The 23,286-nt window shown below is 66.1% G+C and carries 20 protein-coding genes; 4 read left to right on the top strand and 16 right to left on the bottom strand.

The genetic code is table 11. The annotated features are described in order from the left end of the window. Positions 1-13 precede the first annotated feature (13 nt). The 4 genes from dnaE to A9D14_RS02140 form a co-directional block, all read right to left on the bottom strand. Positions 14-3,550 (bottom strand): DNA polymerase III subunit alpha, encoded by a 3,537-nt coding sequence (dnaE, locus tag A9D14_RS02155; protein WP_066842565.1) that lies wholly within the window; start codon positions 3,548-3,550, stop codon positions 14-16. Between the two features lie 81 nt (positions 3,551-3,631). Then, positions 3,632-3,913, bottom strand: coding sequence for a hypothetical protein (locus tag A9D14_RS02150; RefSeq protein ID WP_066842561.1), 282 nt, complete (start codon positions 3,911-3,913; stop codon positions 3,632-3,634). Between the two features lie 117 nt (positions 3,914-4,030). Beyond that, entirely contained in the window at positions 4,031-4,729 is a 699-nt protein-coding gene (locus tag A9D14_RS02145; RefSeq protein WP_066842560.1) for an ABC transporter ATP-binding protein, read from the bottom strand. After that, positions 4,722-5,963, bottom strand: a complete 1,242-nt coding sequence (locus A9D14_RS02140) for a lipoprotein-releasing ABC transporter permease subunit (RefSeq protein ID WP_066847943.1) — start codon at positions 5,961-5,963, stop codon at positions 4,722-4,724. The genes A9D14_RS02145 and A9D14_RS02140 overlap by 8 nt, the downstream gene beginning before the upstream one ends. 367 nt (positions 5,964-6,330) lie before the next feature. On the opposite strand from A9D14_RS02140, the gene purF reads away from it, so the two are divergent. From purF to A9D14_RS02125, 3 genes are all read left to right on the top strand, one after another. Then, entirely contained in the window at positions 6,331-7,836 is a 1,506-nt protein-coding gene (gene purF / locus A9D14_RS02135) for an amidophosphoribosyltransferase (protein ID WP_066842558.1), read from the top strand. A gap of 4 nt (positions 7,837-7,840) precedes the next feature. Continuing rightward, complete coding sequence (locus A9D14_RS02130; protein WP_066842554.1) at positions 7,841-8,566, top strand: SDR family NAD(P)-dependent oxidoreductase; 726 nt, start codon at positions 7,841-7,843, stop codon at positions 8,564-8,566. A gap of 110 nt (positions 8,567-8,676) precedes the next feature. Continuing rightward, a complete protein-coding gene (locus A9D14_RS02125; RefSeq protein WP_066842551.1) occupies positions 8,677-9,048 on the top strand; it encodes a PilZ domain-containing protein in 372 nt (123 codons plus the stop codon). 58 nt (positions 9,049-9,106) lie between these two features. Here A9D14_RS02125 and A9D14_RS02120 read toward each other — a convergent pair whose 3' ends face one another. From A9D14_RS02120 to A9D14_RS02090, 7 genes are all read right to left on the bottom strand, one after another. Then, a complete protein-coding gene (locus A9D14_RS02120) occupies positions 9,107-10,339 on the bottom strand; it encodes an SAM-dependent methyltransferase (RefSeq protein ID WP_066842549.1) in 1,233 nt (410 codons plus the stop codon). A gap of 49 nt (positions 10,340-10,388) precedes the next feature. Beyond that, positions 10,389-11,774, bottom strand: a complete 1,386-nt coding sequence (locus A9D14_RS02115) for a cryptochrome/photolyase family protein (RefSeq protein ID WP_066842547.1) — start codon at positions 11,772-11,774, stop codon at positions 10,389-10,391. Positions 11,775-11,807: 33 nt separating this feature from the next. Further along, on the bottom strand, positions 11,808-12,710 hold the full coding sequence (locus A9D14_RS02110) for a metal-dependent hydrolase (RefSeq protein WP_066842545.1): 903 nt from the start codon (positions 12,708-12,710) through the stop codon (positions 11,808-11,810). Positions 12,711-12,835: 125 nt separating this feature from the next. Then, positions 12,836-13,477, bottom strand: coding sequence for a hypothetical protein (locus A9D14_RS02105; protein WP_066842543.1), 642 nt, complete (start codon positions 13,475-13,477; stop codon positions 12,836-12,838). Between the two features lie 97 nt (positions 13,478-13,574). Further along, entirely contained in the window at positions 13,575-14,681 is a 1,107-nt protein-coding gene (locus tag A9D14_RS02100; protein ID WP_066842541.1) for an NADH:flavin oxidoreductase, read from the bottom strand. Between the two features lie 3 nt (positions 14,682-14,684). After that, positions 14,685-15,746 (bottom strand): 2-oxoacid:ferredoxin oxidoreductase subunit beta, encoded by a 1,062-nt coding sequence (locus A9D14_RS02095; RefSeq protein WP_066842538.1) that lies wholly within the window; start codon positions 15,744-15,746, stop codon positions 14,685-14,687. 11 nt (positions 15,747-15,757) lie between these two features. Then, positions 15,758-17,698, bottom strand: coding sequence for a 2-oxoacid:acceptor oxidoreductase subunit alpha (locus A9D14_RS02090; protein ID WP_066842536.1), 1,941 nt, complete (start codon positions 17,696-17,698; stop codon positions 15,758-15,760). A 229-nt stretch (positions 17,699-17,927) separates the two neighbouring features. On the opposite strand from A9D14_RS02090, the gene A9D14_RS02085 reads away from it, so the two are divergent. Then, a complete protein-coding gene (locus tag A9D14_RS02085; protein ID WP_066842534.1) occupies positions 17,928-18,425 on the top strand; it encodes an RNA pyrophosphohydrolase in 498 nt (165 codons plus the stop codon). A gap of 23 nt (positions 18,426-18,448) precedes the next feature. On the opposite strand, the gene A9D14_RS02080 is transcribed toward A9D14_RS02085, so the two are convergent. The 5 genes from A9D14_RS02080 to A9D14_RS02060 form a co-directional block, all read right to left on the bottom strand. Continuing rightward, complete coding sequence (locus A9D14_RS02080) at positions 18,449-18,982, bottom strand: tetratricopeptide repeat protein (RefSeq protein WP_198302035.1); 534 nt, start codon at positions 18,980-18,982, stop codon at positions 18,449-18,451. Positions 18,983-19,164: 182 nt separating this feature from the next. Continuing rightward, positions 19,165-20,343 (bottom strand): RsmB/NOP family class I SAM-dependent RNA methyltransferase, encoded by a 1,179-nt coding sequence (locus tag A9D14_RS02075; protein WP_066842521.1) that lies wholly within the window; start codon positions 20,341-20,343, stop codon positions 19,165-19,167. Beyond that, positions 20,340-20,852, bottom strand: a complete 513-nt coding sequence (locus A9D14_RS02070) for a DUF6653 family protein (protein ID WP_066842519.1) — start codon at positions 20,850-20,852, stop codon at positions 20,340-20,342. The genes A9D14_RS02075 and A9D14_RS02070 overlap by 4 nt, the downstream gene beginning before the upstream one ends. A gap of 7 nt (positions 20,853-20,859) precedes the next feature. After that, positions 20,860-22,335, bottom strand: a complete 1,476-nt coding sequence (guaB, locus tag A9D14_RS02065; protein WP_232468715.1) for an IMP dehydrogenase — start codon at positions 22,333-22,335, stop codon at positions 20,860-20,862. A gap of 164 nt (positions 22,336-22,499) precedes the next feature. Beyond that, positions 22,500-23,285, bottom strand: coding sequence for a 3-hydroxybutyrate dehydrogenase (locus A9D14_RS02060; RefSeq protein WP_066847938.1), 786 nt, complete (start codon positions 23,283-23,285; stop codon positions 22,500-22,502). Between the last annotated feature and the right edge of the window lies 1 nt (position 23,286).

Below are 23,286 nucleotides of genomic sequence, written 5' to 3'. Positions count from 1 at the left end.
GACCCGCCGGGCGTCAGGCGACCAGCTTCATCTGCGGCACCGCGCGCGCCTTCAGCGCCACGTTGGAGACGCCCGCAATCTCGCTGATGCGGTCGGTGAGTTCCCCGTCCAGCGCGAAATTGCGGCCCAGCAGCACGCGGGCATGACGCCCCTCGCCCAGCAGCAGCGTCGCCACCACCTCTCCGTTCGCCTTGGCGTCGGCGGGCAGCGCCAGCGCAAGCTCGGGCAGGGCCGCCTCGCTCGCCACGGTCAGCGTCAGTTCCATGCGCGCGCTGCCGGTCACTTCGGACAGGGGCCGCGCGCCGCGCACGGTGATGCGGGGCGGCTCGTCCGGATTGGGGCGGTCAAGCTCGACATTCAGCAGCACGCATTCGCCCGCCGCCGCCCATTTCTGGAACGGCTCGACCAGCGCCTCCTCGAAACAGCTGGCGGAGAAATTGCCGGTCTGGTCCGAGAAATCGGCCATCACGAAATCATTGCCGCGCTTGGTCTTGCGCTTGTTCACGCTTTCCACCAGCGCCGCCATCACCGCGCTGGACCGACTTGCGCCCCGCTGGCCGTTGCGCACGGGTTCCGCAGGGCTCTCCACCACGCCCCCCTCGATCAGGCTGGCATGGCTGCGCGCGCCATTGGCACTGGCGACCGCGCGCCATTGCGAGACGGGATGCGCGGCGAAGTAGAAGCCGAAATTCTCGCGCTCCTTCTCCATCTGCTCCTTGCGCGGCCAGGGATCGCATTCGGTCAGGCGCAAATCGGCCTGTGCATGATCCTCGCCGCCGAACAGCGCGGCCTGCCCACTGGCCTTTTCGCGCACCGCGGCGTCGGTGACGGCCAAAAGCAGTTCGGCATTGGCGGTGATTTTCGCGCGATTGGCATCCAGCGCGTCCAGCGCGCCTGCCGCGGCCAGCGCCTCCAGCTGGCGGCGGTTCATCGATCCGGCGGGCAGGCGTTCGAACAAATCCTTGAGGCTTTCGAACCGCCCGCGTGCCTCGCGTTCCGCGACGATGGCGTCCATCGCCTTTTCGCCGACATTGCGCAGGCCCGCCAGCGCATAGCGGACCTGGTGGCCCTCCTCGGTCGGCTCGACCGTGTATTCCGCCTCGCTATGGTTGATGCACGGACCGGCCAGCGCGATGCCCGCCCGGCGCATGTCGTCGACGAAGATCGACAGCTTTTCCGACTGGTGCATGTCAAAGCACATCGCCGCGGCATAGAATTCATGGGGGTAATGCGCCTTCAGCCACGCGGTCTGATAGGCCAGCAGCGCATAGGCGGCCGCGTGCGACTTGTTGAAGCCGTATCCTGCGAACTTGTCGATCAAGTCGAACAGCTCGTTCGCCTTCTTCGCCTCGATGCCCGACACCGCCTTGCAGCCCTCGACAAAGCGGCTGCGCTGCTGGTCCATCTCGGCCTGCACCTTCTTGCCCATTGCGCGGCGCAGAAGGTCGGCGTCGCCCAGCGAATATCCCGCCAGGATCTGCGCGGCCTGCATCACCTGTTCCTGATAGACGAAGATGCCGTAGGTCTCGGCCAGTATGCCTTCCAGCTTTGGGTGCGGATATTCGATCTCGGCAAGGCCGTTCTTGCGCTGTCCGAACAGCGGGATATTGTCCATCGGGCCGGGACGATACAGCGAGACGAGGGCGATGATGTCCTCGAACTTGGTGGGCTTCACGGCGGAGAGCGTGCGGCGCATGCCTTCCGATTCCAGCTGGAACACGCCCACCGTGTCGCCTCGCTTGAGGAGGTCGAACACGCCCTTGTCGTCCCACGCCAGCCCGTCGAGATCGACCGAAATCCCGCGCCGCCCCAACAGGTCGACCGCCTTGCGCAATACCGACAGGGTTTTGAGGCCAAGAAAGTCGAACTTCACCAGCCCGCTCGTCTCGACATGCTTCATGTCGAACTGCGTCACCGGCATGTCCGAACGCGGATCGCGGTAGAGCGGGACCAGCTGCGACAGCGGCCGGTCGCCGATCACCACGCCCGCAGCATGGGTCGATGAATTGCGCGGCAGGCCCTCAAGCTGCATGGCGAGGTCAACCAGCCGCTTCACGTCGCCGTCGCGCTTGTATTCACCGTGGAAATCGGCCGCGCCGTCCAGCGTGCGGCGCAGTGTCCAGGGATCGGTGGGATGGTTGGGCACCATCTTGGTCAGGCGGTCGACCTGCATATAGGGCATCTGCAGGATGCGCCCGCAGTCGCGCAGCACCGCGCGGGCCTTCAGCTTGCCGAAGGTGATGATCTGCGCGACGTGGTCGTGGCCGTATTTCGCCTGCACATAGCGGATCACCTCGCCCCGGCGGGTTTCGCAGAAGTCGATGTCGAAGTCGGGCATCGACACGCGTTCGGGGTTGAGGAAGCGTTCGAACAGCAGCCCCAGCCGCAGCGGGTCGAGGTCGGTGATGGTCAGCGCCCAGGCCACCGCGCTGCCTGCGCCCGAACCGCGCCCCGGCCCGACCGGAATGCCATTGTCCTTGGCCCATTTGATGAAGTCGGCAACGATCAGGAAATAGCCGGGAAAGCCCATCTGGGTGATGATCCCGATCTCGAAATCCAGACGCTCCTCATATTCGCGGCGCTGTTCGTCGGTCAGCTCTTCATAGGCCTCCAGCCGCTTCGCCAGACCGGCGCGCGCATCCTCGGCCAGCGCCCTCGCCTCGCCCTCGAAATCGCCGGCAAGGCTGGGCAGGATCGGCTTGCGATAGGGCGGCGCGACCGCGCAGCGCTGCGCGATCACCAGCGAATTGGTCAGGCCTTCGGGCAGGTCGGAGAACAGCTCCGCCATGTGCTCGGACGGCTTGACCCATGCGTCGCGGGGCGCGCGGGGGCGGTCCTCGGTATCGATATGGGTGCTGTTGGCGATGCACAGCATGGCGTCATGCGCGGCGTGGAAGCCCGCCTCGTCGAACAGGGCGGGATTGGTCGCCACCAGCGGCAGGTCGCGCGCATAGGCAAGATCGATCAGCGCTTCCTCGCTCTCACGCTCGTTCGCCGCCCCGCTGCGCGCGATCTCGACATAGAGGCGGCCGGGAAAATGCGGGGCCAGCGCATCGGCATAGCGCTTCGCGGCGCTGTTCTGGCCATGCGCGAACAACCGGGCCAAAGCGCCTTCGCCCGCCCCGGTCAGGCAGATCAGCCCGTCGGTGCGGCCCGCCAGATCGTCCAGCGTGACATGCGGTTCCAGATGCAGCGGGCGTTCGAGATGCGCCTTCGACACCAGATGGCACAGATTGTCATAGCCCTGCTCGTCCTGAGCATAGAGCGCCAGCCAGTCGACCGACGGATCGCCGTTCTGGCTCTCAGAGTCAGGCCGCGCGACGCCCAGCAGCGCGCCGATGATCGGCTGCACGCCGACATCCTTGCATGCCCCCGCGAACGCGATCGAGCCGTAGAGCCCGTTGCGGTCGCAGATCGCGATGGCGGGAAAGCCGCGGTCCTTGGCCAGCTTGGCCAGCTTCTTCGGGTCTATCGCCCCTTCCAGCATCGAGTAGCTGGAAAGGACGCGCAGCGGGATATAGCGGGCTAGAGTCGGACGCGAAGAGGCCATGCCTGCTTTTATGGCGATGGCCCGCGCCGCGGCCAAGGGCCGCCGCACGCTGGATCGTGGATAGGATCGGGGAAAGTGCGGCTAGGCCTGCGGCATGTCGTCGCGGCGCGCCAGATTCATGATCTCGCCCAGCTCGAACAGGCGGTCGCCCGACTTCTGGATCACCAGATGCTGGCGCTCATCCTCGGGAAGCGCGGCGACGAAGCGGACCATCTCGGCGAAGGTGCCGTCGCGGATCACCTGGAAGCCGCGCAGCATGTCGCTCTTGTTGCCTTCGGGGCGGCGGTGGATCGATGCGTGGTCGTTCCAGTCGATCCCGCCGTGGGGGTCGGATTCGCCTTGGATAGTGGTGGGGCCGGTCATGTCGTTTTCTCCCTGGTACGGGCTGCCCGGTGGACCTGATAGAGCCTGCGGGCGGTTCAGCGAATCAACGCGGCAGCGCCGCCGATCGTTCCGCCGAACGGCAAGACGCGGCCAGGATCAGGCCAGCTTTCCGTCATGCAGCCGCACCACCCGGTCCATCTTGGCAGCCAGCCGCTCGTTATGCGTGGCGACCAGCGCCGAGCTGCCCTGTCCGCGCACCAGCCGCAGGAATTCCTCCAGCACGCGGTCGCTCGTCGCCTCGTCCAGGTTGCCGGTGGGTTCGTCCGCCAGCACCAGCTGCGGCTTGTTCGCCAGCGCACGCGCCACGGCGACGCGCTGCTGCTCGCCGCCCGAAAGCTGGCTGGGGCGGTGGTCCATGCGCTGGCCCAGGCCCAGCGCGGTCAGCAGCTCCTCCGCCCGCTCGCGCGCCTGCGGGCGCGGCACGCCTGCGACCAGCTGGGGCAGCACCACATTCTCGCGCGCGTCGAAATCGGGCAGCAGGTGGTGGAACTGATAGACGAAGCCCAGATGATCGCGCCGCAGCGCGGTGCGCGCATCGCCGTTCGACTTTTCGGCCGATCGTCCGCAGATCGTGATCTCGCCCCCGAAACCGCCTTCCAGCAGGCCGACCGCCTGCAGCATGGTCGACTTGCCCGATCCCGACGGACCCAGCAGCGCCACGATCTCGCCCGGCATCACTTCCATGTCGACGCCGCGCAGCACGTCGATGGTCACCCCGCCCTGCGTGAAGCTGCGGGTCAGGTTCGACAGGACGACGACGGGTGCACTGGGAAGTTGTGTCACGGGGTCACTCATAACGAAGCACCTGCACCGGATCGGTGCTGGCCGCCTTGAAGGCAGGGTAAAGCGTGGCAAGGAACGACAGCACCAGCGCCATGATGACGATGGTCGTGACCTCCGCCGGGTCGGTCCGCGCGGGCAGCGTGGTCAGGAAGCGGATCGAGGGATCCCACAATTCCTGCCCGGTGATCGCCTCTACCCCGCGCACCGCCGATTGCCGGAACGCCAGCGCCACGAAGCCCAGCGCCAGCCCCGCCCCGGTGCCCAATGCGCCGATCAGGAATCCGGCGGTCACGAAGATCTTAAGGATGGACCGCCGCGTCGCGCCCATCGTGCGCATGATCGCGATATCGCGCGTCTTGGCGCGCACCAGCATGATCAGGCTGGACAATATGTTGAACACCGCCACCAGCACGATGATCGACAGCACCACGAACATGGCGACCCGCTCGACCGCCAGCGCCTCGAACAGCGAGGAATTGATCGTTTTCCAGTCCGACACGATCGCCTGCCCCTGCAGGCGCCCGCGAATGGGGGCCAGGGTCTCGCCCACGGTGTCCGGGTTCTCGGTCGTGATCTCGATCATGCCGATCTGGTCGCCGGTCAGCAAAAGGGTCTGCGCATCCTCGATCGGCATGACGACGAACGCCTGGTCGTAATCGTAGATGCCGATCTCGAAGATGGCGGCGATCTCGTATCCGATCTCGCGCGGGACGGTGCCAAAGGGGGTCGAGCGGCCCTGCGGATTGATGATCGTGATCGTGTCCCCGATCCGCGCGCCCATGTTCTGCGCCAGCCGAGATCCGACCGCCACCTTCTGCGCGCCGGGCTGCAGCGCGTCCAGATTGCCCAGCACGTTCTTGTCGGCCAGCCGCTGGATGTCCTCGGGCAAATTGCCGCGCACCAGCACGGCCTCGACCCGCCCGTTATAGGTGGCTAGCAGCGGCTGTTCGATCAGCGGAGAGGCGCGGGTGACGCCCGGCGTCTCGCGCACGTCCTTCAGCACGTCCTGCCATTGCGGCAGCCGCCCGCCATAGCCCTGCACGATGGCATGGCCGTTGAGACCGACGATCTTGTCCATCAGCTCGGCGCGGAAACCGTTCATCACGCTCATCACGATGACCAGCGCGGCGACGCCCAGCATCACGGCGACAAGGCTGATACCCGCGACCATGGCGATGAACGCCTCGCCGCGGCCGGGCAGCATGTAGCGCTTGGCAATCGTCCATTCGAAGGGGGAAAGTATCAAGAATGCGGCTCCGGATGGAGTGAACTGGCGGATCTGCTGGCACACCCATGAAGGGGCCGGGATGAGAGGAAGCTGAACTAGGATGCCAGGGAGATGGTGGCAAGAAGGGTTTGAGGAAGGGACGTTTGCAGGCGGCACCGGCGCGGCGGCCGCAGCGGCGCGTTCAGAAGCCGTAAACGGCAATCGGCTATACCTTGCCGCATGCACGGCGCACCGTGACGCGGCAAGCCCAGCTACACGCGCTGGAATGAAGACTGCGGTTGTAATCGAAACGAAACATCGCCAAATGGCGCGCATGACGTCGGTGCCCACATCTGTTAGGGCAGCCGGGTGCGGGCCACAGGCTATACAGCGGAACATTCAAGGCATGATGTCCACGGACTTCGTCCACCATCCCTTTCATGACGAGGATGGGGATTCCCTGCGCGAGGAATGCGGCGTCTTCGGCGTCGTCGGCGCGCGCGACGCGGCCGCCGTCTCGGCGCTCGGCCTGCACGCGCTGCAGCATCGCGGACAGGAAGCCGCGGGCATCGTCTCCTACGACGGGCAGGAATTCCACGTCCGCCGCGGCAATGGCCACGTGGCCGAGAATTTCGGCACGGGCGAGGCGATGGCCGAACTGCCCGGCACAATGGCCTGCGGCCATGTCCGCTATTCGACGACCGGCGGCACGGGCCTGCGCAACGTGCAGCCGCTTTATGCGGAACTCGCCTCGGGCGGGTTCGCCATCGCGCATAACGGCAATATCTCGAACGCGATGCACCTGCGCAGCGATCTTGTCCGGCGCGGCGCGATCTTCCAGGGCACCGCCGATACCGAGGTGATCATCCACCTCGTCGCGACCAGCCGCTATCCCACGCTGCTCGACAAGTTCGTCGATGCGCTGCGCATGCTGGAAGGCGCCTATTCGCTGATCTGTTCGACCCCTGCGGGCATGATCGCCTGCCGCGATCCGCTGGGCATCCGCCCGCTGGTCATGGGGCATATACCCGAAAAGAACGGGAAGGGTGCGGTCGTGTTCGCGTCCGAAACCGTGGCGCTCGACATCGTGGGCGCCAATTTCGACCGCGAGGTCGAACCGGGCGAGCTGATCGAGGTCGACCTCGACGGCAAGACCACCAGCCACCGGCCCTTCACCAAGACCGCCTCGCGCCCCTGCATCTTCGAGCATGTGTATTTCTCGCGTCCCGATTCGATTTCGGCCGGGCAGTCGGTCTATTCGGTGCGCAAGGCGATCGGGCAGCAGCTTGCCATCGAATCGCCCGCCGATGTCGACCTCGTCATCCCGGTGCCCGATTCGGGCGTGCCCGCGGCCATCGGCTATGCGCAGGAATCGGGCGTGCCGTTCGAACTGGGCATCATCCGCTCGCACTATGTGGGCCGCACCTTCATCCAGCCATCGGATGGCGCGCGCACCAACAGCGTCAGCCGCAAGCACAATGCGAATCGCGCACTGGTCGCGGGCAAGCGCATCGTGCTGATCGACGATTCGATCGTGCGCGGCACCACCAGCCTCAAGATCGTGCAGATGATGCGCGATGCCGGCGCGACCGAGGTGCATATGCGCATCGCCAGCCCGCCGACGATGCACAGCTGCTTCTACGGCGTCGACACGCCGGAGCGGAACAAGCTGCTCGCCGCGCGCATGGACATGGAAGCGATGCGCGAATTCATCCAGGCGGACAGCCTGGCTTTCGTCTCGATCGACGGCCTCTACCGCGCGGTGGGAGAGGCGGAGCGCAAGCCCAAGTGCCCGCAATATTGCGACGCCTGCTTTACCGGCGACTATCCGACGCGGCTGACCGACCTTGCGGAAAAGACCCATGCGGGCCAGCTGAACCTCGCCCCCGGCAAGCCGGAAAAGGTCGCCTGATCCCATGAACGAACAGACCGACGAACGCCCGCTTGCGGGTCAGCTTGGCCTTGTCACCGGCGCATCGCGCGGCATTGGCGAGGCGACCGCGCTGGCACTGGCAGGGGCGGGCATGCATGTCGTGCTGACCGCCCGCGACGACCGCGCGCTGGAAGCGGTCGAGGAAAAGATCCACGCGGCGGGCGGCAGCGCGACCATTGCGCCGCTCGACCTTGCGGAACCCGATTCCGTGGCGCGGCTGGCCTCGGCGGTCTCCAGCCGCTGGGACAAGCTCGACGCGCTGGTCATCAACGCGGCACTCCTGCCCGAGCTGACATCCGTCACCGACATCAACGGCAAGCAATTCTCGCAGGCGCTGACCGTCAACGTGCTGGCGACGCAGACGCTGCTGGCGGCATTCCATCCGATGCTGAAGGCGGCGGAGGCGGGCAAGGTGATCGGGCTGACCAGCTCGGTCGGGGCGAACCCGCGTGCCTATTGGGGCGCCTATGGCGCGTCCAAGGCGGCGTTCGACACGCTGCTGTCCTGCTATGCGCAGGAGAATGCGAAAGTATCGCGAGTCGCCGCCGCCATCGTCGATCCCGGCGCCACCAGGACGGCGATGCGCGCACGCGCCTTTCCCGGCGAGGACCCCAATACGGTAAAGACACCCGAAGTCGTCGCGGAAAAAATCCTCACGCTTTTAAGGGATGGTTTCGTTAACGGGATTAAATTTCGCGTAGAGGCGTGATTTTAACTAAATACTAACCTCGTTTCGACTATATTGTCCCAATCAGGAACGGTCTGAAGGCACCGCCTAGGTATCGGACCATATTTCGTTGTGCGAAAAGGACAGCGGCCATGACCGAATTCAGAACGAGGGATCGATACAACACGACCGGCCGCTATTACGCGGCCGCGCAAGAGGATCGCTCGGCTCCGCGCCTGCGGGTGGCAATCCCCGCGACACTGCGGCCTACCGGCGGGCACGGGTTCTCGACCATCGTCAACGATCTGTCGCTGGGCGGATTCTCGGCGCAATGCGTCAACCGGCTGGCGATCGGATCGCTATGCTGGCTCAAGCTGCCGGGGCTGGAGGCGCTGCAGTGCGAGGTCATCTGGTGGCAGAGCAACCTGGTCGGCTGCGCGTTCCAGAACCTGCTCAGCCCGGTGATCTACGACGACATCGTCTCGCGCTACCGCGAGGGCAGCGTGCAGCGCAGCGTCGTGTGAACAAGTCTTCGTTCCGCCGGGTTCACTTCCTCGCCCGGCGGAACGATCGATTGCGGCATCAGGCGGGCTTTACCAGCGTCACCTGATGCACGTCGATTCCGCCGCCGCGGAATCCCCCTTCGCAATACATCAGATAGAAGCGCCACAGCCGGGTGAACGATTCGTCGAAGCCCCGCGGCAGGCGCCCCTGCTCCGCCGCGCGGTCGAAGCGCAGCCGCCAGTCGGCCAATGTGCGGGCGTAATCCTGCCCGAACCGCGCCTCGTCCCGCCATTCCAGTCCCCGCGCTTCGGCCAGCCTGCGAAACTCGTTGGTGCGGATCAGCATGCCGCCGGGGAAGATATAGGTCTGGATGAAATCCGCGCTGCGGGCATAGGATTCGAACAATTCGTCGCGGATCGAGATGAACTGGATCGCAGCGCGGCCGCCCGATTTCAGATTATGCGCGATGCAATCCATGAAGGCGGGCCAGTATTCGCGGCCCAGCGCCTCGACCATTTCGACGCTGACGATCGCGTCATAGCGTCCGTCGACATCGCGGTAATCCTGCTTGCGGAACTCGACATCGGGGGCCGCCTTGCGCGCGAAGGCAAGCTGCTCGTCCGACAGGCTGATGGCCTCGACCTCGTGCCCGCGCTCGGCCAGCATCGCCGCCAGCGCGCCCCAGCCGCAACCGATCTCCAGCACGCTGGGGCCGGGCGCACCCTCGATGCGGGCTGCCATCGCGTTCAACTTGGCCTGCTGCGCGGCGTCCAGCGTCATCGCGTCGCGCCAGATGGCGCTGGAATAGGCCATGGTCCGGCCCAGCCACGGCGTATAGAAATCATTGCCCAGATCGTAATGCGCCGCGATGTTCTGGCGCGATCCCGTCCGCGTGTTGCGCCGCAGCCGGTGGTACTGGCGGGAAATAATCCGCCACGGCCCCTTGGCGCGGCCCGTATTGCCCAGCGTGGCGGCGTTCGCCATGAACAGCGCGAAGATCCTGACCGGGTCGGGGCTGGACCATTCGCCCTTTTCCCACGCGCGGTACCAGCCGACCGATCCGCCCGTCGCCAGCCGGAACACGCAGCGCCAGTCGTGGACGGTGATGTCGGCATCGAACCCGCCGCGCCTGCCGCCCAGCACCCGCGTCTCGCCATTGGGCAGGTGCGCGGTGACCGACCCGCTGGAAAGCCCCCGGTCGATCCGCTGCAGGATCCGGGACTGCCCGCCGGAAATGACGCGCGCCAGCAGACCGGTAGAATCCCGGTCGCCCCCCGCAGCCTCTGTCAGATGCAATCCCCGCCTCTCCATGTGTTCAGAGATATGCAGCGGATCTGCAGCGGGCAAGCGCCTCGGCGGCTTATTCCCCCTTGGCTTCGCGATAGGCGGACAGGGCCCGCTCGCGCGCCTCGCGGTGGCCGATGATCTTGGCGGGATAATCGCCGGGGCGGTGCTTGTCGTCGGGGTCGTGGATCTGGTCGTCGGAAAGCTCGGCCAGTTCGGGCACGAATTGGCGGATATAATCGCCCGCATCGAATTTCTCCGACTGCGACAGTGGGGCCATGATGCGCGGGAACATGTTCGAATCGACGCCGGTGCCCGCAACCCATTGCCAGTTCACGCCGTTGTTGCCGTAATCGGCATCGACCAGGCAGTCCCAGTACCATTGCTCGCCGTGCCGCCAGTCGATCAGCAGATGCTTGATCAGGAAACTGGCCGCGATCATGCGCACGCGGTTGTGCATCCAGCCGATCTGCCACAGCTGCCGCATGCCGGCATCGACGATGGGATAGCCGGTGCGGCCCTGCTGCCATGCCTCAAGCTCCTCGGCGATCAGATGGCTGCGATTGGGATTGCGCCACAATTTCTCGCCGCCAAGGTCGCGATAGCTTTCGGACGGATAGGCGGGGAACTGGCAGATCACGTTCTGCGTGTAATCGCGCCACAGCAATTCGCCGCGAAACGTCTCCGCCCCCTCGCCCGTGTGGCGGGTCAGCTGGTCCCAGACCTGCATCGGCGAGATCTCGCCGTGGTGCAGATGCGGCGAAAGGCGCGAGGATCCGTCGATGGAGGGCCGGTTGCGGTCGTCCTCGTAGTCCTTCACCCGGTCGGCGAAATCGTCCAGCTGCGCCAGCGCCGCGCTTTCGCCGACTTCCCACGCGTCGCGGAAACCGGCGGCCCAGTCGGGTTTGGTCGGCAGCAGGTTCCAGTCGTCCAGATCGCCCGAATCCGGCCATTCATCAGGGTTCGTCAGGCTGGGTGCGTCCAGTACCTCGCGCTGGGGCATGCATTGCCGCGCCGATTTCGCGAAGGGGGTATAGATCTTGTACGGATCGCCCGATCCGGTCGTGACCGTGCCGGGCGGCAGCAAATAATTGCCGTCGTAAAGCCGCAGGTCGAGCCGGTCCGCCAACCTGCCCTGCGCCTTCCTCCACCACGGTTCGTAATGGCGAATGGCGTGAACGGCGGCCGCGCCGGTTTCCTCGGCCAGCTTGGCAATCTCGTCCGCCGCATCGCCGCGCCGCAGGATCAGTTTCCCCCGATGCTTGCCCAGTTCGCGGTCCATCGCCTGCAGCGAATGATGCAGCCACCAGCGCGCCGCGCCGCCCATCGCACGGTTCCCCGCCCCCTCGTCGTCGAGGACATAGACGCAGATCACCGGTCCTTCCTGGGCGGCGGCGTAGAGGGCGGGCTGATCGGCAAGGCGCAGGTCACGGCGCAGCCAGACGATATGCGGGGCGGTCATAGGGGGTGAACGGCGTTTTGCAGGATGGGGTTCCTAGTCTAGCGGCACACACGGCACTTCGGGCAATTCGACGACGAAGTTGCCGCGCGACGGACCGAAGAAGAAGCGCGCGTCGTGGATGGCGATGCCGCCGCCCTCGCGCCGCAGGGCAAAGGGTGCCTGGCTCCAGAACAGGAAGGCAGCGACATCGGGGCGGCCCGCGCCGGCGATGCGCGGATCCAGCAGGCGGCAGCGGTCTGCATTCGCCACATCCCATCCCGCCAGCGACCAGTCGCCGCCCGGCGACCGGACGGCGGCTCCGCGATCCCAGAATGCGACCGGCGGCGGAATGGCGATGACCTCGCGGACCCCGTCATGGCGCGCCTCCTCGACCGCGGTGATCCCCGCATTCACCCCGATATAGGCCAGCGCCCCAGCGATCGCCGCTCGCGCAGGCGCGCGCCAGTTCCCGCCGCGCTTCTCGCGCCGAAGCGACAGCCACACGCCCAGCCCCATCATCGCCCACAGCCACACGTCGATGATGAACAGCACGTCGCCGTGGAACCAGCGGTGCGAGAACGGCTCAAGTAGGCGAATGCCATAGACGTTCATCCAGTCGAGCGCCGGATGGGTCAGGCAGGCGATGAAGGCTAGGGCGAACAGCCAGCCGAACCGCACCGGCAGTCGTGTATCGGGCCGCGTGCCTCGCCGCGCCTGCCAGCGGTCGAACCACCACAGAAACGCCGCCAGCGCCAGCGGCAGCAACAACAAGGCGAAGGGCCCGTGCGTCAGCCCCCGACGCATGGCCAGGCTCTGCGTGCCCCACGCGACGCAGCCCGCATCGATGTCGGGCAGGTTGGCGCCAAAGATCAGCGCGGGCATGGCCAGCCCCGTCCGGCGCTTCAGCCCCGCCTGCCCGATCAATGCGCCCACAAGGCCATGCGTCAGATTATCCATGCCGCGTCATGGCAAGGCCGCTATCGCGCGGCAATACGAACCCAACGAAAAACGGCGGCACTGCCCCTTGGGGAAGTGCCGCCGTCTTGTGTAGCCTGTCGTTCCAGGCGATCAGGCCGAAGCTTTTACGAAGGCGTCATCGCCGAATCGCGCGCCATCGCGAATTCCTGTTCCGACAGATAGGTCGAACCGTCCTGGTCGAAATAGAAGAACGTCTCGCCCGCCTGGTTGATCTCTTCCGAAGTCATGTAGGGCTTCTTCGCATCGTTCGGCGCGGGATCGTTGGGATCGACCGGCACCGCCCAGATCGCATATTCCGCGACCGACAGCCTGCCGTCGTCATTGCGGTCCAGCCAGCCGAAATCCATCGCGCTGCGCGATGGCATGTCGGAGCCCGAACCCGAAGAAGCGCTGGTCATCGAACCGCTGCCGCTCATCGCGTCGCCGCCCGTGTCGCCAGCGTCCATCGACCCCGAACCGCCCATCGCATCGCCGGTCGAAAGATCGGCGTTGGCGACCCGCTCGGTGCGGATGGCGTCATAGTTCATGTCAAATTCGTCGCTGGCCGCCTGGCGGTCCATCGTGTCGAACGCGGTCTGCTGGTCCGGGTTGAGCTCGCCCCCGACCGGATAGCCGACTTCGTTGACATCGGCATCGACCAGCTCGTCGACATCGTCGATCGGCGTATTCTCGACATCCTCGCTGCCGCAGGCCGCAAGGCCAAGGGCTGCTGCGCTGGCGATGGTCGTGAACATCAGCTTTTTCATGTAAGATTCTCCTGTTGATGGGGGTGACGCGCGGACTCCTGTTACCCCATCAACAGGCGAAAGCCGATTTTGTTCAAAATTCGTAGAAACAGCGGTGTCAGGCCAGTTCCTGAAGCATTTCCGTGCGATAGCCGCTCAATTCCGCAAGCCTGCCTTCGCGCACCTTGCCGACCCAGTCCGGGTTGGCGATCAGCGCGCGGCCGACCGCGATCATGTCGAACTCGCCCGCCTCGATCCGGCGTTCAAGCTGGGTGAGATCGGTATTCGCCTCGGTCTTCTGGTCCTTGAACGCGCCAAAGAAATCGTCAGACAGCCCGACGGAACCGACGCTCATGGTCGGGATGCCGGTCAGCTTCTTGACCCAGCCTGCAAAGTTCAGCCCGTTCTCTCCGTCGATCTCGGGGAATTCAGGTTCCCAGAACCGGCGCTGCGAGCAATGCAGCATGTCCGCGCCCGCATCGATCAGCGGGCGGGTCCACGCTTCCAGCTCGGTCGGGGTCAGCGCCAGGCGTCGGGTATAGTCCTGCTGGTTCCACTGGCTGATGCGCAGGATCAGCGGCGTCTCGCCGATCGCCTCGCGGACCGCGCCGACGATCTCCGCCGCGAATTTCACGCGGTCGGGAAGCGCCGGGCCGCCCCATTCGTCGCTGCGCTGGTTGGTGCCGGACCAGAAGAACTGGTCGATCAGATAGCCGTGCGCGCCGTGCAGCTCCACCGCGTCGCAGCCCATTTCCGCCGCCGCGCGCGCCGATTCGACAAACGCCGCGATGGTGTCGATAACGTCCTTCTGGCTCATCGCCTGACCATATGGCTCGCCGGGGCGGAACAAGCCGGAAGGGCCTTCCGGCGTGGAGGGGCGGGGCTTGTCGGGAAACTGCTCGCGCACCAGGCCGGTGTGCCAGATCTGCGGGGCGAACAGCCCGCCTTCGCCATGCACCGCGTCGACGACGTCCTGCCAGCCGGCCAGCGCGTCCTTGCCGTGAAAGAAGGGAATGCCCTGGTCGTTGCGCGCCTCGGGCCGGTTGACCACCGTGCCTTCGGAAATGATCAGCCCCACGCCGCCCTGTGCGCGGCGGCGGTAATATTCGGCAACATCCGCCCCCGGCACGCCGCCGGGCGAGAAATTGCGCGTCATCGGCGCCATCGCGATGCGGTTGGGAATCGTCAGACCCCGCAGGGTGAACGGCGTGAAAAGAATCGACATGGTCTAGATCGGGTCCTGTGCTGTGCCTGAAACGGTCCAGGTCTGGCCCTTCGCCAGCAATGCCGCCAGGTCGCCCCGGTTCCTGGCTGCGCCCTTGGCTCGGGCAGCCTGCATCTGCTCGGCAATGGCCGCATCATAGGTAGGACGCGGATCGTCATATATAACCCCCAGCACCATGGGGAACGGACCGAATTCCAGTTCGACAAGCATGTGCGCCAATATGCGGTTGGTCTGGTCGTGGACCAGCACGCCCGCCGCTTGCCAATCTCCATCGGTGATATCGACCACTTTCAACGCCATGGCCGCGGCATCCAGCGCCAGCCCCCTGGTCGGCACCTTGTCCTTGCCCGCACCGAACACCAGCGGTTCGCCATCGATGGCCCAGACCTGCGTTTCGGCAGCGACCTTCTTCTGCGTGAAATCGTCGAACACGTCCTTGTTGTAGACGATGCAGTTCTGGAAGATCTCGATGAAAGCCGCACCCCTGTGGGCATGGGCCGCCACCAGCACATCGCCCAAGTCCTTCGACACGTCATAGCCGCGCGCCACGAAGCGCGCACCCGATCCCAGCGCGAATGCGCAGGGGTTGGCGGGCCGGTCGACGCTGCCGCCGGGGCTGGTCGGGCTGGTCGTGCCGCGGCGGCTGGTGGGCGAATACTGCCCCTTGGTCAGACCATAGATCTCGTTGTTGAACAGCAGGATCTGGCAATCGAGGTTGCGGCGCAGCAAATGCATGGTGTGATTGCCGCCGATCGACATGCCGTCGCCGTCGCCCGTCACCATCCAGATGTCGAGATCGGGGTTCGCCAGCTTGATGCCGGTCACGAAAGCGGGCGCGCGGCCATGGATCGTGTGGAACCCATAGCTCTCGACATAATAGGGAAAGCGGCTGGAGCAGCCGATCCCGCTGACGAACACGGTCTTTGCCGGGTCCGCGCCTATCTGCGGCAGGGTACGCTGCACCGCCTTCAGGATCGCATAGTCCCCGCATCCCGGGCACCAGCGCACTTCCTGATCGGTTTCCCAGTCCTTGAGCGTGGTTTCGATTCGAGTCAGTTCGTTCATGGGGCTGTTCCTTACTGCTCGACCGATTCGGGAGTCGGGAGCTGGGTGTCGTTCACGGCCACTTCGCCGCCGATCTGGCCGGGGCGAGGGGTCCCCAGCGCGTCGCAGATCGCATCCTCGATCTCGGCGATGGCAAAGGGCTGGCCGCTGGTCTTGGTCAGCGGCTGCGCATCGACCAGGAACTGGTCGCGCAGCACGGTCTTGAACTGGCCGGTGTTCATCTCGGGCACCAGCACCTTGTCGAAACCCTTCAGCAGCGCGCCAAGGTTCCTTGGCAGCGGCCAGACATGGCGGACATGCACATGGCTGACGTCCAGCCCCCGCTTCCTCGCCCGCCGCACCGCCTGGTGGATCGGGCCATAGGTGCTGCCCCAGCCGACCAGCACCAGCCTGCCGCCGTCATTGCCGAGGCACACGTCCTGGTCGGGCACCGACACGCCGTCGATCTTGGCCTTGCGCGCATCGGTCATGTGCTGGTGGTTCGCCGGATCGTACGAGATATTGCCCGTCAGCGCATCCTTCTCGATCCCGCCGATGCGGTGCATCAGGCCGGGCGTGCCGGGCCTGATCCATGGGCGCCTGCCGTTCTCGTCGCGCTTGTAGGGCAGCAGCGCCGGCTCTCCGTCCGGCCCGGCCGCGTTCTTCTGGATCAGGAACTGCACCGGAAACGGCTCGAACGTCGAAGGATCGGGCACCTTCCACGGCTCGGCCGCATTGGCGATATAGCCGTCGGTCAGCAGCATCACCGGCGTCATGTACTGCACCGCGATCCGGCACGCCTCGATCGCGCAGTCGAACGCATCGGCGGGGCTTCGCGCGGCAACCACCGGCAGCGGCGCATCGCCATTGCGGCCATAGACCGCCTGGTAGAGGTCCGACTGCTCGGTCTTGGTCGGCAGTCCGGTCGACGGCCCGCCGCGCTGCGAATTGACGATCACCAGCGGCAGCTCGGTCATGATGGCAAGGCCCATCGCCTCGCCCTTCAGCGCGATGCCGGGGCCGGACGAGCTGGTGACGCCCAGATGCCCTGCATAGCTTGCCCCGATGGCGGCGCAGATCGCGGCGATCTCGTCCTCGGCTTGGAACGTCGTGACGTCGAATTCGCGCAGCCGGGCCAGATGGTGCAGGATCGCGCTGGCGGGCGTGATCGGATAGCCGCCGAAGAACATCGGCAATTCCGCCAGCTGTGCCCCGGCGACCAGGCCCAGCGACACGCTCTCCGCCCCGGTGATCGTGCGATACAGGCCCGGTTCGCTTTCGACCGGATCGACATGGACCTGCCGCAGCGGGCCGGAAATCTCCGCCGTCTCGCCAAAGGCATGCCCGGCATCCAGCGCCGCGATATTGGCGGCGGCAATGTCGGGCGCCCTGGCGAATTTCGCGTTCAGCCAGTCATGGATGGGATCGCGCGGCCGGTCGAACATCCAGAGCGCCAGCCCCAGCGTCCACATGTTCTTGCAGCGCAGCGCCTCCTTGTTGCCAAGGCCGTACGGCTTCACCGCTTCCAGTGTCTGCGCGCTGATGTCGAGGGCCATCAGGTCCCATTTCGCCAGGCTGCCGTCTTCCAGCGGGTTGGTATCGTATTTCGCCTTGTCGAGGTTGCGCTGCGTGAACTCGCCGCTGTCGGCGATGATCAGCCCGCCGGGTTTCAGCGCCGACAGGTTCACTTTCAAGGCGGCGGGGTTCATCGCGACCAGCACGTCGGGGGCGTCGCCCGCGGTCTCGATCGCGGTCGATCCGAAATTGATCTGGAAGGCCGACACGCCGAACAAGGTGCCCTGCGGGGCGCGGATTTCGGCCGGGAAGTCGGGGAAGGTCGCCAGATCGTTACCCGCCAGCGCGGTCGACAGGGTGAACTGCCCGCCGGTCAGCTGCATGCCGTCGCCCGAATCCCCGGCAAAGCGGACGGTGACGGCTTCGCGAGCCGGTGCGGGACTGCCTGATTGTGCCATCGCGTACCCTCTTCCAGTGGAGCCGTCCTGCCCTGCGGAAATCTGCCTGCGAACGCCCCTTATGCTTTTTCAATCCCCCTGCAGGCGAACCGTGCCTGGCCCCTGCAAGGTTACAATCGAGAAATACTTTGTATCCCGGCAAGCTGCGCCATATCAGGGCGCTTGCGCAAGGCCCTATCTGACCTGCGCGACGACACCTGCCGTATCAGCCAAGCGGAATCGCCTTTCCATGACCACGCCCAATTCAGCCGACCGCGATCCCGCCCGGTTCCGTCCCTGCGCGGGGATGATGATCGTCAACGATCTGGGGCGCGTGTTCGTCGGCAAGCGGATCGACACCAAGGAAGGCGACTGGTGGCAGATGCCGCAAGGCGGCGTCGATCCGGGCGAGGACATGAACGAGGCCGCTTTCCGCGAACTGCGCGAGGAAACGGGCATAAGGCGCGAGCATGTCGAACTGGTCGCCACCACGCGCGAAGAGCTGTTCTATGAACTGCCGCCGCATCTGCACGGCAAGCTGTGGGGCGGCCGGTATATCGGCCAGCGGCAGAGCTGGTTCCTGATGCGCTTCACCGGCGGGGACGAGCATATCGACCTGTCCGCGCACGATCCCGCCGAATTCCAGGAATATCGCTGGATCGAACCCGAACTGCTGCCCGAGCTGATCATCCCCTTCAAGCGCCCGGTGTACGAGCAGGTGCTGGCCGAATTCCGCGCGCTGATCTGACGCGCGGCGCCCAGGCCCGGCGATCAGTTCTGTTCGGTCGCGGGCTTGCCGATGGAATCGGGGCCGATGCCCTCGGGCGTGCTGGCCTCCGCCGATTTCACTTCGGGTAGCGGGCCGCGCGCAATCACCGCGGCCAGTTCGCCCGCCTCGGCGCAATTGGTGCCGCACAGGCTCTGCAGCTTGGCCAGGTTCTGCTCCGCCTTGGCGGTCGCGCCCTTTTCCGCCATGGCCGCGCCCTCGCCCGCGATCGCGTGCAGATTGCCGGGATCGCGGCTCTGCGCCTCGCGGTAGTAATGGATCGCCTGCCCCTGCATGCCGCGCATGCGGGCGGCATCGGCCAGCTCCAGATAGGTCGGCGCATAGCCGGGATCGAGCACCAGCGCCGCCTCGAACCGGTCGGTCGCCGCATCCGCATTACCCGACGCCAGCGCGGCCCGGCCCATCGAAAGCAGTTCGGTCACGCGCGGATCTTCGGTTTGCTGCACTTGTCCGAAACCCGTGCTGGCCGTGACGGCAACGACAAGGGACAAGGCAAGGGCAAGGGGCGAATAGCGCATGAAAAGCTCCATAGGCGTGGATCCCCGCGATGGGGGCGTGATCCCGTAACTGCCGTTCGATGCGCCCGGTTCCGCGACTTGCTCCGCCTTCGCGACCTGCCCCGCTGTTGGGACAGGCGGTAGATGTCGTGCCGCTGGCGGGCCGGATCTTGCCGAGACGTCAGCCATAGGAGGTCAGATTATCAGACCTTTGCCGCCCGCGCGAAGAAAAATCCGTCCGTGCCGTCGCGATACGGGGTAAGCCGTGTCCCGCTGCCCCTTGACCGGCCCGCGGAAATGGCCGGCGAATCGGCAAGCAGATCCGGGCAAGCCGCTGTAAACCTGCCGAAAAGCGCCGCGCCCTCCTCGTCCAGCAGCGAGCAGACGACATAGACCAGCCGCCCGCCGGGACGCAGCAGCTGGCCCGCGATTTCCAGCAGGCGGAACTGCAGGGCCGACAGTCGCTCGATCTCATCGGGCGTGATGCGCCAGCGCGATTCGGGATTGCGCCGCCAGGTCCCGGTGCCGCTGCAGGGCGCATCGACCAGCACTGCATCGGCCTTGCCGCGCCAGGCGTCCAGCGCGTCCAGTTCGCGTCCGGGGTTCAGCAGGATCTCGGTCACGATGTCGGCGCCCGCCCGCTCGGCGCGGGGACGCAGGTTCGACAGGCGCTGGCGATTGGTATCGCAGGCGACCAGCGTGCCCGCGTTCTCCATCGCCGCGGCCAGCGCCAGCGTCTTGCCGCCCGCGCCCGCGCATAAATCGATGATCGTCTCGCCCGGCTGCGCGCCCACGGCCATGCAGGCCAGCTGGCTGCCGCCGTCCTGCACCTCGATCAGCCCGCCCTTGTAGGCATCCCACCCCTCGACCGGAGTGCCTGCAGGCAGGCGCAGTCCATGCGGCGCGAGCAGAGGCTCGCCCGCCACCGGCAGTTCCAGCGCGTCGCGCGTGGCCTTCAGCGCATTGACCCGAATGTCCAGCGGGGCGCGGTCCAGCAGCGCCTCGGCCTCTTCGCCCGCAATATCCGACGCCGCCAGCCGCTCGGCCAGCCAGGCGGGTGCGACGCCGCCTTGCGCTGCCTTCTCATTCGCGCCGATGGATGCAGGGCCATAGGAGGATCCGTCGAACGATTCCGCCAGTTCGGGCTGCAACTCGGCCAATCGCAGCATCGCGGCGCGGCCCGTATCGGGCACCGGTCCGCAGGCGCGGATCGCGCCATAGACCAATTCTCGGATCGCGCGGCGGTCCTTCGATCCGGCATAGCGGCGCGCGCGCAGCCCATCGGCCACCACGCGGTCGGCAGGCGCACCGCCCTCGCGCGCGGCGGAGATGATGCCGTCCAGCAGTTCGATGGCGGCCTGGACCCGTGCGGCAGGCGTCATCGCGCGCCCCCGCGCCGTAATTCGGGATGCACGGCGACGGCGCGCCGATACAATGTCTCGCACCGCGCGACAAAGCCGATCTTGGCGAAAAAACTGGCCAAGGCGCCAGAGAAACAGGCGATCACGTCGAACATCACGATCCCGTATATTGCGACCGCCGCGCCCAGCCCCGCCAGCACGTTCCAGCCATGAAATTTCCAGACCGCCAGGCCCGCCTCGGCCAATCCTTCACGCCGGATCCACAGACGCTCGCCCCACACGGCGCGGCTCATCCAGTGGCTGTCGCCCTGCGCGGGCGGAAAGCTCAGCGGATTGCGCCACAGCCAGAACGCGGCAAGCAGCCCCAGCGGCACGGCCCACCAGCCGATCCACAGCCGGCTCCAGCCCACCGCGATGATCACCGGCCACCCGGTGACCAGCCGGCTCCACCCGCTCCACGGATTGGCGTGGCGATCCCAGCCCGCATCGTCCAGCCCGAAAACCTTGGCGAGGCGGGCTTCGTATCCCACCGCGGCCTCAGCGGCCCTGATAGTTCGGCGCCTCGCGCGTGATGGTCACGTCGTGGACATGGCTTTCCGAAAGCCCCGCATTGGTGATGCGGATGAACTCGGCCTTCTGGCGCATCGACGGAATATCGCCGCAGCCGGTATAGCCCATCGCCGCCTTGATCCCGCCGACCAGCTGGTGGACGACATCCTTGGCCGGACCCTTGTAGGGGACCTGGCCCTCGATGCCTTCGGGCACCAGCTTCATCTGGTCCTTGATGTCCTGCTGGAAATAGCGGTCAGCAGACCCGCGCGCCATCGCGCCCACGCTGCCCATGCCGCGATAGCTCTTGTACGAACGGCCCTGGTACAGGAACGTCTCGCCCGGCGCTTCCTCGGTCCCGGCCAGCATCGATCCGACCATGATGGTCGACGCGCCCGCCGCGATCGCCTTGGCCGCATCGCCCGACGAACGGATGCCGCCATCGGCAACGACCGGCACATCGCTCTTCATCGCTTCCTCGGCGCTTTCCATCACGGCGGTCAGCTGCGGCACGCCGACGCCCGCGACGATGCGCGTGGTGCAGATCGATCCGGGGCCGATGCCCACCTTGATCCCGTCCGCGCCCGCGCCGACCAGCGCCTTGGTCGCCTCTGCCGTGGCGACGTTTCCGGCGATCACCTGCACGCTGTTCGACAGCTTCTTCACCCGCTCGACCGCGGCGGCGACATCCTTGTTGTGGCCATGCGCGGTGTCGATCACCACGACATCGACGCCCGCATCGACCAGCGCCTCGGTCCGCGCGAAACCCTTGTCCCCCACGGTCGAGGCAGCGGCCACGCGCAGGCGGCCCGCGCTGTCCTTCGTGCTATCGGGAAAGGTCACGGCCTTCTCGATATCCTTGACCGTGATCAGCCCGATACAGTGATAGGCATCGTCGACCACCAGCAGCTTCTCGATCCGGCGCTGGTGGAGCAGGCGGCGCGCCTCTTCCTGTCCGATATCGGCGCTGACGGTGGCGAGGTCGTCCGCCGTCATCAGCTCCTTCACCGGCTGCGCGTCATTGGCGGCAAAGCGCACGTCGCGATTGGTCAAGATGCCGACCAGCCGCCCCGACCCCTCGACCACCGGGATGCCGGAAATGCGGTTCGCCTGCATGATCGCGCGCGCCTCGCCCAGAGTCGCTTCGGGCGTGATGGTGATGGGGTTCACCACCATCCCGCTCTCGAATCGCTTCACCTGGCGCACGGCGGCGCATTGCTCGTCGATGGTGAGGTTGCGGTGCAGCACGCCCATGCCGCCCATCTGCGCCATGACGATGGCCATGTCGGCTTCGGTCACCGTGTCCATCGCGCTCGACAGGATCGGGATGTTCAGCGCGATCTCGCGCGTGATGCGGGTGCGGGTATCGGCCATGCTGGGCACGATGTTCGATTCCGCAGGACGCAGCAGCACGTCGTCGAAGGTCAGGCCCAGCGGGATTTCGGATGTGATGCGGTTCGCCACGGGACTTGCCTGCCTTCATATTTGCGTAAGGGGGGAATCGTGGCGGCCCATGTAACCAGATGACCCCCCTTCCGCTAGAGGGCTATGGTGCATTTATTGCACCCCCGCGGCGCCTGGACGAAACGGGGGCGAAACGGGCGCGCGGCGGGGGTGAAACTGCCGGATTATTGCGCGGTCCACCCGCCATCGACCGAGATATTGGTCCCGGTGATATTGTCCGCCGCCTTGCCGCACAGGAACAATGCGACCGCGGCGATATCCTCGGCGGTCGAGAATTTCTTGGTCGGCTCGCGCTCCAGCAGCACGTCGTTGATCACCTGCTCGCGCGTCATGCGGCGCGCCTTCATCGTGTCGGGGATCTGCTCCTCGACCAGTGGGGTCCAGACATAGCCGGGGCTGATGCAATTGGCGGTCACGTTCTGCTCCGCCAGTTCCAGCGCGATGGTCTTGGCCAGCCCCGCCAGCGCATGCTTGGCCGAGACATAGGCCGATTTGAACGGCGAGGCGGTCAGCGAATGGGCGCTGGCGGTAAAGATGATGCGGCCCCAGCCCTTCTGCTTCATCCCGGGAATGGCAAGGCGCGAGCAATGGAACGCGCTCGACAGGTTCAGCGCGATGATCTGGTCCCATTTCTCGACCGGGAATTCGTCGACCGGGGCGACATATTGCATGCCCGCATTGCAGATCAGAATGTCGACCGCGCCGAACGCATCCAGCCCCGCCTGCATCAGGCTCTCGCAGCCCTCGGTCTTCGTCAGGTCGCCGCCCGCGTAGATCGCCTTTGCCCCGCTTGCCGCCTCCAGCGCGGCGCGTTCCTTCTCGATCTCCGCCTCGTCGCCGAAACCGTTGATCACCAGGTTCGCTCCCTCCGCCGCCAGCGCCCTCGCATAGGCGAGCCCGATGCCCGAGGTGGAACCGGTCACGAGCGCGGTCTTGCCGGAAAGGAACATT

This window comes from Croceicoccus marinus (genome assembly GCF_001661675.2).
GTDB classification, from domain to species: Bacteria; Pseudomonadota; Alphaproteobacteria; order Sphingomonadales; family Sphingomonadaceae; genus Croceicoccus; species Croceicoccus marinus.
Note: the sequence above shows the minus strand (reverse complement) of the source record. Positions and strands in the feature narration are given on the sequence as shown.

Coding starts and splice junctions, on each gene's coding strand:
- A9D14_RS02105 (WP_066842543.1), bottom strand. CDS start 13,477: ATGAAAAAGCTGATGTTCACGACCATCGCCAGCGCAGCAGCCCTTGGC.
- A9D14_RS02125 (WP_066842551.1), top strand. CDS start 8,677: ATGACCGAATTCAGAACGAGGGATCGATACAACACGACCGGCCGCTAT.
- A9D14_RS02130 (WP_066842554.1), top strand. CDS start 7,841: ATGAACGAACAGACCGACGAACGCCCGCTTGCGGGTCAGCTTGGCCTT.
- A9D14_RS02145 (WP_066842560.1), bottom strand. CDS start 4,729: ATGAGTGACCCCGTGACACAACTTCCCAGTGCACCCGTCGTCGTCCTG.
- A9D14_RS02110 (WP_066842545.1), bottom strand. CDS start 12,710: ATGGATAATCTGACGCATGGCCTTGTGGGCGCATTGATCGGGCAGGCG.
- A9D14_RS02120 (WP_066842549.1), bottom strand. CDS start 10,339: ATGGAGAGGCGGGGATTGCATCTGACAGAGGCTGCGGGGGGCGACCGG.
- A9D14_RS02080 (WP_198302035.1), bottom strand. CDS start 18,982: ATGCGCTATTCGCCCCTTGCCCTTGCCTTGTCCCTTGTCGTTGCCGTC.
- A9D14_RS02100 (WP_066842541.1), bottom strand. CDS start 14,681: ATGTCGATTCTTTTCACGCCGTTCACCCTGCGGGGTCTGACGATTCCC.
- dnaE (WP_066842565.1), bottom strand. CDS start 3,550: ATGGCCTCTTCGCGTCCGACTCTAGCCCGCTATATCCCGCTGCGCGTC.
- purF (WP_066842558.1), top strand. CDS start 6,331: ATGATGTCCACGGACTTCGTCCACCATCCCTTTCATGACGAGGATGGG.
- A9D14_RS02090 (WP_066842536.1), bottom strand. CDS start 17,698: ATGGCACAATCAGGCAGTCCCGCACCGGCTCGCGAAGCCGTCACCGTC.
- A9D14_RS02075 (WP_066842521.1), bottom strand. CDS start 20,343: ATGACGCCTGCCGCACGGGTCCAGGCCGCCATCGAACTGCTGGACGGC.
- A9D14_RS02150 (WP_066842561.1), bottom strand. CDS start 3,913: ATGACCGGCCCCACCACTATCCAAGGCGAATCCGACCCCCACGGCGGG.
- A9D14_RS02115 (WP_066842547.1), bottom strand. CDS start 11,774: ATGACCGCCCCGCATATCGTCTGGCTGCGCCGTGACCTGCGCCTTGCC.
- A9D14_RS02085 (WP_066842534.1), top strand. CDS start 17,928: ATGACCACGCCCAATTCAGCCGACCGCGATCCCGCCCGGTTCCGTCCC.
- A9D14_RS02095 (WP_066842538.1), bottom strand. CDS start 15,746: ATGAACGAACTGACTCGAATCGAAACCACGCTCAAGGACTGGGAAACC.
- A9D14_RS02060 (WP_066847938.1), bottom strand. CDS start 23,285: ATGTTCCTTTCCGGCAAGACCGCGCTCGTGACCGGTTCCACCTCGGGC.